Source organism: Kurthia massiliensis (genome assembly GCF_000285555.1).
In the GTDB taxonomy this organism is placed as follows: domain Bacteria; phylum Bacillota; class Bacilli; order Bacillales_A; family Planococcaceae; genus Kurthia; species Kurthia massiliensis.
In genome coordinates this window covers 1-12,049 of record NZ_HE611006.1, presented here as the reverse complement: position 1 = coordinate 12,049, position 12,049 = coordinate 1, and the positions used below count along the sequence as shown (strand labels likewise).

The 12,049-nt window shown below is 40.2% G+C and carries 13 protein-coding genes and 1 tRNA gene; 3 read left to right on the top strand and 11 right to left on the bottom strand.

From position 1 onward, the window contains the following. Window positions 1-146: 146 nt before the first annotated feature. Window positions 147-1,013, top strand: a complete 867-nt coding sequence (locus tag KMHG_RS15975) for an N-acetylmuramoyl-L-alanine amidase (RefSeq protein WP_010291047.1) — start codon at window positions 147-149, stop codon at window positions 1,011-1,013. Between the two features lie 38 nt (window positions 1,014-1,051). Here KMHG_RS15975 and KMHG_RS15970 read toward each other — a convergent pair whose 3' ends face one another. From KMHG_RS15970 to KMHG_RS15960, 3 genes are all read right to left on the bottom strand, one after another. Beyond that, window positions 1,052-1,927 (bottom strand): diacylglycerol/lipid kinase family protein, encoded by an 876-nt coding sequence (locus KMHG_RS15970; protein WP_010291046.1) that lies wholly within the window; start codon window positions 1,925-1,927, stop codon window positions 1,052-1,054. 313 nt (window positions 1,928-2,240) lie between these two features. Next, a complete protein-coding gene (groL, locus tag KMHG_RS15965; protein ID WP_010291044.1) occupies window positions 2,241-3,866 on the bottom strand; it encodes a chaperonin GroEL in 1,626 nt (541 codons plus the stop codon). A 49-nt stretch (window positions 3,867-3,915) separates the two neighbouring features. Next, the gene (locus tag KMHG_RS15960) at window positions 3,916-4,176 is read right to left on the bottom strand and encodes a co-chaperone GroES (protein ID WP_010291043.1); all 261 of its coding nucleotides are present in this window, start codon (window positions 4,174-4,176) and stop codon (window positions 3,916-3,918) included. Between the two features lie 185 nt (window positions 4,177-4,361). Here KMHG_RS15960 and KMHG_RS15955 point away from each other — a divergent pair, with 185 nt between their 5' ends. Further along, window positions 4,362-5,030, top strand: coding sequence for a CPBP family intramembrane glutamic endopeptidase (locus KMHG_RS15955; RefSeq protein WP_010291041.1), 669 nt, complete (start codon window positions 4,362-4,364; stop codon window positions 5,028-5,030). A gap of 141 nt (window positions 5,031-5,171) precedes the next feature. Here the strand turns inward: KMHG_RS15955 and tatC are convergent, their stop codons facing one another. From tatC to KMHG_RS15940, 3 genes are all read right to left on the bottom strand, one after another. Further along, complete coding sequence (tatC, locus tag KMHG_RS15950) at window positions 5,172-5,954, bottom strand: twin-arginine translocase subunit TatC (RefSeq protein ID WP_010291039.1); 783 nt, start codon at window positions 5,952-5,954, stop codon at window positions 5,172-5,174. Window positions 5,955-5,969: 15 nt separating this feature from the next. Next, window positions 5,970-6,155, bottom strand: a complete 186-nt coding sequence (locus tag KMHG_RS15945) for a twin-arginine translocase TatA/TatE family subunit (RefSeq protein ID WP_010291038.1) — start codon at window positions 6,153-6,155, stop codon at window positions 5,970-5,972. Between the two features lie 82 nt (window positions 6,156-6,237). Then, a complete protein-coding gene (locus tag KMHG_RS15940; protein ID WP_010291033.1) occupies window positions 6,238-6,873 on the bottom strand; it encodes a redox-sensing transcriptional repressor Rex in 636 nt (211 codons plus the stop codon). A gap of 89 nt (window positions 6,874-6,962) precedes the next feature. Here KMHG_RS15940 and KMHG_RS15935 point away from each other — a divergent pair, with 89 nt between their 5' ends. Further along, window positions 6,963-8,912, top strand: coding sequence for an ABC-F family ATP-binding cassette domain-containing protein (locus KMHG_RS15935; protein WP_010291032.1), 1,950 nt, complete (start codon window positions 6,963-6,965; stop codon window positions 8,910-8,912). A 112-nt stretch (window positions 8,913-9,024) separates the two neighbouring features. Here KMHG_RS15935 and tsaD read toward each other — a convergent pair whose 3' ends face one another. From tsaD to KMHG_RS15910, 5 genes are all read right to left on the bottom strand, one after another. Then, window positions 9,025-10,047, bottom strand: a complete 1,023-nt coding sequence (gene tsaD / locus KMHG_RS15930; RefSeq protein ID WP_010291030.1) for a tRNA (adenosine(37)-N6)-threonylcarbamoyltransferase complex transferase subunit TsaD — start codon at window positions 10,045-10,047, stop codon at window positions 9,025-9,027. Further along, window positions 10,047-10,484, bottom strand: coding sequence for a ribosomal protein S18-alanine N-acetyltransferase (gene rimI / locus KMHG_RS15925; RefSeq protein ID WP_010291029.1), 438 nt, complete (start codon window positions 10,482-10,484; stop codon window positions 10,047-10,049). The genes tsaD and rimI overlap by 1 nt, the downstream gene beginning before the upstream one ends. Window positions 10,485-10,494: 10 nt before the next feature. Further along, window positions 10,495-11,196: a tRNA (adenosine(37)-N6)-threonylcarbamoyltransferase complex dimerization subunit type 1 TsaB gene (gene tsaB, locus KMHG_RS15920; protein WP_010291028.1), complete on the bottom strand. Its 702-nt coding sequence runs from the start codon at window positions 11,194-11,196 to the stop codon at window positions 10,495-10,497. Continuing rightward, window positions 11,193-11,645 carry a tRNA (adenosine(37)-N6)-threonylcarbamoyltransferase complex ATPase subunit type 1 TsaE gene (tsaE, locus tag KMHG_RS15915; protein WP_010291027.1) on the bottom strand — a complete coding sequence of 151 codons (453 nt, stop codon included), beginning with the start codon at window positions 11,643-11,645 and terminating at the stop codon, window positions 11,193-11,195. The genes tsaB and tsaE overlap by 4 nt, the downstream gene beginning before the upstream one ends. Before the next feature lie 131 nt (window positions 11,646-11,776). Beyond that, window positions 11,777-11,853, bottom strand: a tRNA-Asp gene (locus tag KMHG_RS15910). Between the last annotated feature and the right edge of the window lie 196 nt (window positions 11,854-12,049).

Genomic DNA, 12,049 nt, shown 5'->3' with positions numbered 1-12,049 from the left:
GTCAAAGTTTTCTCGAATTCTCATGCTAAGTTCCTACGTATCTGTTGCATCAAAATTACAAATAATACAATTTTGTCACAGTTAGAAAAAAGGTGAGCGTTTCCTTTTAAAAACGATTATCATTATTACAGATAAGGAGGATCTTCATGAGAAAGACTTTATTAAAATTAGTTGTAGCGCTTTCTGTTTTCACAGTAGCTGCTGTCACGCTTAATACATTTTCTTCTTCAAATGCGAGCGCAGCCTCTGTCAAAATGAAAGTCACAGCATCAAACGATGATAAATTAAACATGCGTAAAGGTGCTGGCACGAAATATGCGGTGATCCGCAAGCTAAATCACAACACAATCGTTACACGTACAAAAGTATCGGGCAGTTGGTCAAAGGTTACATATAAAGGAAAAACAGGCTGGGTTAACAGCAAGTATATCCGTAAAGTAGCTGTCAAATCAGCAACATTCCCATTAGATAACTTCACAATTGTCGTCGACCCAGGTCACGGCGGCACTGACGATGGCGCTTACTACTTCAACGTAAGTGAAAAAAGCGTTAACTTAAAAGCAGCAAAAGAATTAAAGAAACAACTAGAGTACGAAGGTGCAACAGTTGTAATGACACGTTCAACTGATAAAACATTATCACTTCCTGGACGCGTGAACATTTCAAAATCAACAAAACCAGACGCTTATATTAGCTTGCACCACAATGCAAGTAAAACTGGTAACGCAACAGATAAAGGCTACTTAGTGCTTTATACGAAAAGTAAAGAAAAAGCATTTGCTAAATCTGTTTATAGCGGTATGAAGAGCGTCTTATCACGTAAAACGACTGTTCCATACGAAACAGTACGTTATCAAAACTTACACGTATTACGTGAGAACCCATACATCGGTACATTAGTTGAATACGGTTACATGTCAACACCGAGCGAATTGAAAAAAATTAATACAGATTCTTACCGTGCATATGTAGCACAAGGTATTGTCAAAGGTGTTATTAATTATTTCGATTAATGTGAAAGATGGACTGCGCAAAAGCGTAGTCCATTTTTTTATACAGGTGCAAGCACCGTTAAGTACTGTGGTTTCATCACAATGTGCGCTGGTAATGTTGGGCCTGGATCGCCGTTGACATTCGTCACAAGCGCTTCTTCTGCTTCAATGTGTAATGTTGAGCACGTAAACGTATGCACGTGCTCCGATTCTTTAATTTTCCCTTGCCATAAGTCTGGCGCCATTTTCATCACATCGGTAAATCCTAACTCCGGAATAATCATGACGTGCATCAAGCCATCATCTGGCTCGGCATCCGGGAAGAAATGCTCCAATCCGGCGATATAACTTGTCAGTCCGACTATAATGACAGATGCTTCACCTTCCCACATACGATCATCATATTCGATACGGAAATGATAATTCTCATTTTTCGCCAACGTCTGTACGCCTTTTGCGACAAATGCAAGCGAACCAAAAATCGTTTTCGCTTCTGACGATACGTCGTGCATCGCTTCTGGAATCGTGCCGATTGTGACACTATTTGTGAAAAACTGTTCGCCGATATGACCGAGGTCAATTTGGCGCTCTTTATATTGTAAAATTTGTGCAATGACTTCTTCTGGAACGAGTGGCATATCGAGCGCACGTGCAAATTCATTTACTGTGCCAAGTGGTAAAAACGCCAGCGTTGGACGATCATCGAGTGGTGCAATGCCGTTAATCACTTCGCTGAGCGTGCCATCTCCGCCCATAGCCACGATTAAGTCTGCTGACGCTTCTTCAATTGCGATGCGCGTCGCATCCCCTTCTTTTGCCGTTTCATGTATGATGACTTCATCGTATTGTTGCAATAACTGTTGTTGTAAATCTTGTTGATATGTCGTCGCTTTTTCTTTCCCCGCTGTTGGGTTTGCAATAATGACAGCTTTCATATAAACCGCCTCCTTACACATGCTATACCCGTATTCAAAACGGTTTAAAAGGAAACAAATTGCTCTCTATTAATGAGACGCTTTTCAGAGATGAAAGTTTTAAACGTCGGTTCTCATTAAAATGACGCTTCCACTATACCATATTTTTAGTTATAATGTACTAAAAATATAACGTTTTTACATAGAATTTTTTTCTATATATGCATAACAAAAAGGACGAACTGCATTTTCGCAGTTCGTCCTTTTTTGATGATGTGCTAAGTATTAGGGTAGATAAAGTCCTAATATCATCGAATGTTCGTTGATGTATAAATTACATCATACCGCCCATGCCGCCCATATCAGGCATTGCAGGAGCTGATTGTTCTGGAATGTCCGCAACAACTGCTTCAGTTGTTAAGAATAATGAAGCAACTGATGCTGCGTTTTGAAGTGCTGAACGAGTAACTTTTGTTGGGTCCACGATACCAGCTTCGATCATGTTTACCCATTCGCCAGTTGCAGCGTTGAAACCAACACCTACTTCTTCACGTTTTAAGCGATCTACGATTACTGAACCTTCAAGACCAGCGTTGTTTGCGATTTGACGGATTGGTTCTTCTAAAGCGCGTAACACGATGCGTACACCTGTTGCTACGTCGCCTTCGAATTCGTCAGCAAGTGCAGAAACTTTGTTGTAAATAGATACAAGGGCAACACCACCACCAGCTACGATACCTTCTTGTACAGCAGCACGTGTAGAGTTTAATGCATCCTCGATACGTAATTTACGTTCTTTTAATTCTGTTTCAGTTGCAGCACCAACTTTGATGACAGCTACGCCGCCAGCAAGTTTTGCTAAACGTTCTTGTAATTTTTCTTTATCGAATTCAGAAGTTGATTGATCGTGTTGTTTACGGATTTGTTCAACGCGAGATTCAATTGCTTCTTGTGAACCAGAACCTTCAACGATTGTTGTGTGGTCTTTTGTCACAACGACTTTACCAGTGTTACCTAGCATATCGATTGTTGCTTGTTTTAAATCTAAACCGATATCTTCAGTGATAACAGTACCACCAGTTAATACAGCGATATCTTCAAGCATTGCTTTACGACGGTCACCGAAGCCAGGAGCTTTAACAGCTACGACGTTGAATGTACCACGTAATTTGTTGACAACGATTGTTGCTAACGCTTCGCCTTCGATATCTTCAGCGATGATTAATAGTGGACGGCTTTGTTGAACAACTTGTTCAAGCACTGGTAAGATTTCTTGGATGTTTGTGATTTTTTTATCTGTAATTAATACGTATGGATTTTCTAATACAGCTTCCATTTTATCGTTATCAGTTACCATGTAGTGAGAAAGGTAACCGCGATCGAATTGCATACCTTCTACAACTTCAAGTTCAGTTGTGAAACCACGAGATTCTTCTAAAGTGATAACACCTTCGTTACCTACACGTTCCATTGCTTCAGCGATTAATTCGCCAACTTCTTCATCAGCAGCAGAGATAGCAGCAACTTGTGCGATCGCTTCTTTAGATTCAACTGTTTTAGAGATTTCTTGTAATTCAGTAACAGCAGTTGCAACTGCTTTGTCGATACCTTTACGGATACCTACAGGGTTTGCGCCTGCAGTAACGTTTTTAAGGCCTTCAGTAATCATTGCTTGTGCAAGTACTGTTGCAGTAGTCGTACCGTCACCAGCGATTTCGTTTGTTTTAGAAGCAACTTCAGATACAAGTTTTGCACCCATGTTTTCGTATGGATCTTCTAATTCGATTTCTTTAGCAATTGTTACACCATCATTTGTGATTAGTGGTGCGCCAAATGATTTTTGTAATACAACGTTACGGCCTTTAGGACCTAATGTTACTTTTACTGTATTCGCTAATTTATCTACACCTTGTAGCATTAAGCTACGAGCGTCTTCGCTAAATTTAATATCTTTTGCCATGATTTAAAAACCTCCTGAAAATTTTTAATAAAGTAAGATATGAAAAGGATTATTCGATGACCGCTAAAATATCTTCTTCCGATAATACTAAGTAAGCAGTATCGCCGTAAGTAACTTCTGTGCCAGCATATTTTGCAAACACTACGTTGTCGCCTTCTTTCACGTCGAAAGTAACGCCAGCGCCAGTAGCTAGTACTTTACCTTGTTGAGGTTTCTCCTTTGCAGAGTCCGGTAGTACGATGCCGAATGCTGATTTTTCTTCTGCCTCTACTACTTCAATAATAATGCGTTTGCCTAATGGTTTTAACAAATGAAACAACCTCCTAAAATAATATCTTATTTTATTAGCACTCATACCCTTTGAGTGCTAACACACTTATTATATTAATGAATTTCTAATAAACTTGCAACCCTCACGCACAAAAATTTTGAAATTTCCGCTTGTTACACTACAATAAGAGAAGTAGCTCGATTGAAAGAGAAAGGAATTCTTAAGTGAAAGCAAAAAAAACACCGTTTTATATATTACTCATTTACATCGTGATGCAACTATCGGGTATCGTTTTTTTACGACCACTCTATCAATATTTCAAACAGATGCATCCACAGTTTTCTGAACACCAACTGCAACTATATACGCAAGGTTGGTACATGTTTATTAGCATGCTCATTGCATTCGTGCTGTCGTTTGTATTGATTGCACGTGACAAAGCTTTCTTTTCCAATTATAAAGACAAGATGCCGCTATCACAAACGATACTATGGGGCGCACTCGGTTTTGTCCTCGTACTCGCTGGTCAAATGATTGGGAGTATGATTGAGAACATGCTTGGCATTCAAAGTGAATCTGAAAATACGTCGTCATTATTAGATACCGTAGCCGTTGCACCTATTGCCATTGTCGCCATTGTTGTTTTCGGTCCGATGCTAGAGGAACTCGTTTTCCGACGTGTCATTTTTGGCTCGCTAAAACAAGTGACGAGCTTCTGGCTGTCTGCACTCGTATCGGCAATGTTTTTCGCATTGCTCCACAACGATATCCAACATATTTTATTGTATGCCATTACAGGATTTATACTCGCATTTATTTACAATAAAACAGGACGCATCATCGCACCGATGATCTCACATATGTTATTGAATGCATTCGTTATATTCATGTAATGAAAAAGAGGCTGGGCAAAACATTTCATTTTCCTTTTTTAGCGTTCACAACAAAAAACCGGAACCGCGCAACAGCGCGATTCCGGTTTTTTCATGCTCATTTGAGATCGTGTTTTTACACTTATGTCCCAGCCTCTTTTTTTATGACAACATTTGTTGAATTGTCTGTTCATCCATACCGAGCGCTTGCAATCGCTTCCGCTCTGAACGCACGTATTTACGATAACCTAATCGTGCAATCCAAATACTTATTTCATATAACAAGCATAGCGGAATCGTAATCATTAAATGCGATACAACTTCCGGTGGCGCGATAATCGCAGCAATTACGAGTAAACAAAAATATGCATATTTGCGTACTTTCGCCATCCACATCGGCGTTACAAGTCCGATACGCGCAACAAAATGCATAATGACCGGCAATTGAAACACAAAACCAAACGGTACGGTTATTTTAAATAAAAATTGAAAATATTCGTAAATGCCAATTGTCTGTGTAACGTCCATCTCTTTTGACCACTGCATCATAAATTTCATAATGTATGGAAATAAAATGTTATATGAAAATAAAACACCAACAATAAATAATACGACGACATAAGGAATATATCGCAACGTCGCTTTTTGTTCATATACATATAATCCAGGACGAACGAACGCCCATAGCTGATACATAATAACTGGCATCGTTAAAACAAGTGCGACAACGAAATCGACTTGAAAATATATTTTGAGCGGGTCCGTCACATTGAACGCGTGTAGTTGCAACGCTTTTGCATGGTCGCTATATTGTAAAAAATGAATGAGTGGTTTGGCGACAAACAAACCAATTATGACACTTACAACAAAGAAAGCAGTTATGATGATTAACCGCTTTCGAAGTTCTTCAATATGTTGTGCTAACGTTAGTTCATTATGTTCCATCCAATAACTTCCTAACTATTTATGTTCGCTTTTATCTTTTGATTTATCATCATCATCATCTACTAAGCCTTTAGTAGCATTCTTGAATTCACGGAGCGTAGAGCCCATTGCTTTTCCAAGCTCAGGCAGTTTCTTCGGACCAAAAATGAGCAGCGCTACGACAGCGATAATTACGATACTGCCAAAACTAACTCCTCCCATTACCGGCACCTCCTACATAAGATGCCTATATTGTAACGCAATGAAAAGCGCTTATCTACTCTATTGTTATTGGTCTATTGACTCATTTTCCAACGTTACGCATAAAGTAGCTTAGCGTTTGTAGCTCAATTGATAAATCAATCGTATGTATGCGGAACGTATCCGGTGCTTGTAAACGGACCGGTGTGAAATTTAACACGCCTTTTACATTCATCGCAACGAGGCGATCTGTCATCATTTGAGCAGAACGCGCAGGCACCGTTAAAATCGGTAACTCCGCATGAAACTCCTCAAATTTTTCTTCCATGACATCTGGGTGGAAAACCGGTACGCCGTTGACGAGCTTTCCTTCTACTGGATAGTTCGTATCAAACGCCACGACGATCTTCATGTTTTGGTTCTTTTGGAAATTATATTTTAATAGCGCATGGCCGAGGTTACCGATCCCGATAACCGCGACGTTCATACGTTCATTATCATCTAACACATCTCTAAAAAAGACGAGTAGCTTTTGTACATCATATCCGTATCCTTTACGACCGAGTGCACCGAAATGTGAAAAATCTCGGCGAATTGTTGCTGAGTCGATTTGCATCGCTTCACTTAGCTCTTTTGAAGAAATACGTTCTTTTCCTGCCTCCGCAAAGTTTTGAATAAATCGGTAATAGAGAGGTAATCTTTTAGTAGTTGCTTGCGGAATTTTATAATTTTCTTTCAAAACGTCTGTCCCCTCCTGAATCGGCTTTCTTTAACATTGCACCCTGTTGTTCATTTCGATAAACTTAATGAAGAACTGAGGTGTCTTTCATGATTGTATTACAAGTGAATCAATTATATAAATCATATATTGCAGATGAAATTTTAAGTGGCGTCAAACTCGAAGTACAACATCGAGATCGCGTCGCACTGGTAGGCCGTAATGGTGCCGGTAAATCAACGCTATTAAAAATAATTGCAGGGCAACTATCGTATGACAGTGGCGATATTATTATGCCAAAAGATATCCGTCTTGGCTATCTCGACCAACATGCAGGCATCGATTCTGACCTCACAGTTTGGGAAGAAATGATGACGATTTTCGAGCCCCTAAAAGCGCTTGAAAAACAAATGCGCACACTCGAGCAGCAAATGGCCGATCCAGCTGTCTATAACGATGCTGAAAAATATGCGAAGATTATGGCCGACTATGACCAATTACAGCATGATTTTAAAGCACGCGGTGGCTATCAATATGAAGCCGATACACGCGGTGTGCTCCACGGGATGCAGTTCCCACGCGAAATGTTTGACCAAAAGATTACTTCATTATCTGGTGGTCAACGTACGCGCCTAGCTTTAGCCAAATTGCTATTAAGCAAACCGGAATTATTAATTCTCGATGAGCCGACGAACCATTTAGACATCGAAACGCTAAGTTGGTTAGAAGCGTATTTGAAAAACTATGATGGCGCCATCCTTATCGTATCACATGACCGCTACTTCTTGGACCAAGTTGTATCAATTGTATACGAAGTTTCTCGTCACCATGTCACAAAATTTACCGGTAATTACTCAGATTACTTAGATCAAAAAGCGAAAAACTATGAATTAGATTTGAAACGTTATGAAAAAGAGCAATCTGAAAAAGCGAAGCTCGAACAATTCGTCGAAAAAAATATCGCACGTGCATCGACAACAAAAATGGCACAAAGCCGTCGTAAAATGTTAGAGCGACGCGAATGGATGGACTCTCCAGCAGGCGATGAAAAATCGGCGACATTAACGTTTGAAATTGAACGTCAAAGCGGTAACGACGTATTATCTGTCGACGATTTAGCAATCGGTTATAGCGACAAAGTCATTTCTGAAAACATTCAACTACGTGAATATCGCGAAGATCGTATCGCATTAGTCGGTCCAAACGGTGTTGGGAAATCAACATTGTTAAAAACAATCGTCGGCGACCAACCGAAACTTGCTGGTACGGTACGATTCGGTACGAACGTGCAAATCGGTTATTATGACCAAGAACTTGCAAAGCTAACGAGCAATCGTACTGTCTTAAAAGAAATTTGGGACGAATGGCCACTCATGAACGAAAAAGATGTGCGCTCTGTATTAGGTCGCTTCTTATTTTCAGGTGACGACGTCGAAAAAATCGTTAGCGATTTATCAGGTGGCGAAAAGGCACGTTTAGCACTTGCAAAATTAATGCTTGAGAAAAACAACTTCCTCGTACTCGATGAACCGACAAACCACTTGGATTTAGACAGTAAAGAAGTGTTAGAAAACGCGTTAATCGATTACCAAGGGACACTTTTATTCGTATCCCATGACCGTTACTTCATTAATCGCATTGCTACGAAAGTTGTTGAGTTATCGCATGATGGCACATTCGAATATCTCGGTGACTATGATTACTATTTAGAAAAGAAACAAGAACTTAAAGAAATCGCGCTTGAAAAAGCAGCGGAAGCAGAAGCATTAACGAAAAAATCAGCACCATCGAAAGAAAAGAAAGTGACGAATACATCTATCGACAAAGAAGCAAAGAAAAAGGAACGTAGCATTCGACGTAAAGTAGAGGCCATCGAGGAACAAATGATGTCTTTCGATACGCAAATTACAGACCTTGAAGCACAACTATGCGACCCAGAAGTATTTTCTGATCATGAGAAGGCGTTCGACATTCAAACACAGCTCGACACGCTCAAAGTAGAAAAAGATGAACTTGAAATGGAATGGCTCGATTTAAACGAACAACTTGAAAACTTATAACGGCAAAAGATATCGCTTCGGCGGTATCTTTTTTTATGCACAAAAAAACAGCCTCCTAAGAGACTGTTTTAAAAAGTTATCCACATGTAGATAACTTTATTTACCTTTTACGTTAATTATTCCAAGAAAGTAATTCTAATCCTGGACGGCCGTTTAAATCTAAACCTGAACGTTTGCCTGCTTTAAACATTTCTGTACCGGCTGCTGCGATCATCGCCGCGTTGTCTGTACATAATTTTAATGGCGGTACGAAGAATGGAATCCCTTCTTCTTTAAACGTATTTTCAAGTGACGTACGTAAGCCTTTATTGGCAGAAACGCCACCTGCTGCGATGACTTGTTTCACGCCAAACTCACGTGCTGCACGTAATGTTTTCGTCGTTAATACTTCCACAACACTATCTTGGAAACCTTTCGCGATATGGTATGGATTAATATCTCCACCACGTTGTTTCGCATTATGTTGATAGTTGATAACAGCTGATTTTAATCCGCTAAAGCTAAAGTCATATGAATCTGGCTCTAACCATACACGTGGAAATTCAATCGCTTCATCACTTTCGTGCGCCATTTGGTCGATGCGTGGACCGCCTGGATATGGAATATCAAGTACACGTGCCACTTTATCGTACGCTTCACCTGCTGCATCGTCGCGCGTCTCACCGATTACTTCAAATGAGCCATGTTCTTTCATTAACACAAGTTCCGTATGACCGCCTGATACGACTAATGCAAGCAATGGGAACGCCATCGGTTGGATTAAGTTGTTTGCATAAATGTGACCTGCAATATGGTGCGTACCGACGAGTGGTAAGTTATGCGCAAAAGCGAATGCTTTCGCAGCGTTAATACCGATTAATAACGCGCCAACTAACCCTGGACCTTCTGTGACACAAACCGCATCTAAATCTTTCGGTTCCATATTTGCTTGTGCTAATGCTTCTTCAATGACTAGTGTGACATTTTCTACGTGGTGACGTGATGCAATTTCAGGAACAACGCCGCCAAAACGTTTATGACTTTCGATTTGTGATGCCACGACATTCGATACGATTTCCGTACCATTTTTAACGATTGATGCCGCTGTTTCATCACAACTACTTTCAATACCTAATATATAAAGATCTTTTTCCATTATAAATTCACCCACATGACAAGAGCATCCTCTTGATTATCTGTATAATATCCTTTACGAATACCGCCTGCTTGGAATCCTAGTTTACGATAAAGATTTTGTGCGACCGTATTAGAAACTCGTACTTCAAGGCTCATCACGACGCAACCTTTCTCACGTGCGATGCGCATTGATTCACGCATTAATGCTTCGCCAATCCCTTTACCGCGTCCTTCAGGCATGACGGCAACGTTCGTAATTTGACTTTCATCTAACACGACCCACATGCCACAAAATCCGATGATGCTATCTTCTTCTGCGACAACGTACGTCGCTTGCGTATTTTTCGTCATTTCCATTTCAAACGACTCTAATGTCCATGGCGTTGGGAATACTGCTTCCTCAATACGATGAACAGCTGGTGCATCCGCAAGCGTCATTAAACGATAGGTTACCACAATTGTTCACCTACTTATTTTTTTGTTCTTTAATCCAATTGGCTTCTGCCTCTGCAAGGCGACGATATTGTGGTACGAAATTGTGTACCGCGTCTCCTTCTAATCGTGGCATTTTTTCTGCTAAATAAATGAGTTGCGCCGCGTCTGGTAAATCGAGTGTATACGGTGCACGCACCGCACGATCGCCTAACGTTTCCACAATCATATCCCAGAACGTATCGACGTCATGACCGACAAATAGCACAGGTTGTTGCAGTACGTCTAATTGTGCGATTAAATCAGCCATACTGTAGTGATGGTCTTCAATCACATTTGTGAATCCTTTTGAAGCATCATATGCGCCAGCATACACGTTTTGACGACGTGCATCAATTAATGTACAAACGACACCTGTATACATCGCTGCGTTTGCTGCTAACATTTTTAAGCTTGAAACGCCAACGAGTGGTTTTTTCATTGTCCATGCTAACGTTTTCGCAATCGTTACACCGATTCGAATACCTGTATAAGAACCAGGACCTTCACTCACCGCAAATGCATCAATGTCTTGCGCTGTTAAATTGACGCGTTGTAATAAACGTTCAATCGCAAGCATTGCACCGCCTGAGTGATTTAATTTAATATTTGTAACCTCATTTGCGAGTACTTGTCCATCTTTCACAAGTGCGACCGCAAGAGGTGTATTTGATGTATCAATACCTAACCAAATCATTTTGTTAACTCCTCGCACAACTGTTCATAACGTGTTCCAGTTGGATCTAGTAAAAATCGTCTTGCTGTGTCATTTACACGTTCGATACGAATCGCAAGACGTTCTGTCGGCAAATCTTGCTCAATTAAATGAGCCCATTCTACAACCGACACGGCATCGCCGAAAAAGATTTCATCCCAGCCAAGATCTTCATCACTATCTGCTAAACGATAAACGTCTAAGTGATTCAGTGGTAGGCGACCTGTATATTGTTTCATAATCGTAAACGTTGGGCTATTAACCGTACGTTTCACACCCAATCCTTTTGCTAGAGATTGCGTAAACGTTGTTTTCCCGGCCCCTAAATCACCTTCTAATGTGATTGTATCTTGTGGCTTTAATAAATCAGCGAGCTTCATGGCAAGTGCTTGTGTTTCTTCTAAAGACTGCACGTTCAATTCAATCGTCATGTTTCTCGTCCTCTCTGAAAATGCATATATATAGTGTAACGAATCCGACTAAATTGTTCAAAGTGTACGAATTCGAAATGTAGGCAAAAAAAATAACACAGCACCATTGCTGTGTTTACATAAATAAAAAATGGCGGTCCGGACGGGACTCGAACCCGCGACCTCCTGCGTGACAGGCAGGCATTCTAACCAGCTGAACTACCGGACCAAAGTCATATTTACAAAATTATTATAGCAAGAGTTTTAGTATATAGCAATACTTTGTCTTAGTGTAAATATAAACTTTTTTTATTACTGAATAACCTGTGCTCTGCTTACGTTCCAACAGCTGCATCTCAACATTCAATTGTCAGTAAAAATTATATAGAAATAAAAAAAGACGAACATACTGTTCGTCTTCGTAT

Excerpts from the sequence above, each read along its gene's own strand:
- tsaE (WP_010291027.1), bottom strand. The coding sequence starts at position 11,645 with ATGACGATTGAATTGAACGTGCAGTCTTTAGAAGAAACACAAGCACTT.
- tsaB (WP_010291028.1), bottom strand. The coding sequence starts at position 11,196 with ATGATTTGGTTAGGTATTGATACATCAAATACACCTCTTGCGGTCGCA.
- KMHG_RS15935 (WP_010291032.1), top strand. The coding sequence starts at position 6,963 with ATGATTGTATTACAAGTGAATCAATTATATAAATCATATATTGCAGAT.
- KMHG_RS15975 (WP_010291047.1), top strand. The coding sequence starts at position 147 with ATGAGAAAGACTTTATTAAAATTAGTTGTAGCGCTTTCTGTTTTCACA.
- KMHG_RS15945 (WP_010291038.1), bottom strand. The coding sequence starts at position 6,155 with ATGGGAGGAGTTAGTTTTGGCAGTATCGTAATTATCGCTGTCGTAGCG.
- groL (WP_010291044.1), bottom strand. The coding sequence starts at position 3,866 with ATGGCAAAAGATATTAAATTTAGCGAAGACGCTCGTAGCTTAATGCTA.
- tsaD (WP_010291030.1), bottom strand. The coding sequence starts at position 10,047 with ATGGAAAAAGATCTTTATATATTAGGTATTGAAAGTAGTTGTGATGAA.
- tatC (WP_010291039.1), bottom strand. The coding sequence starts at position 5,954 with ATGGAACATAATGAACTAACGTTAGCACAACATATTGAAGAACTTCGA.
- KMHG_RS15970 (WP_010291046.1), bottom strand. The coding sequence starts at position 1,927 with ATGAAAGCTGTCATTATTGCAAACCCAACAGCGGGGAAAGAAAAAGCG.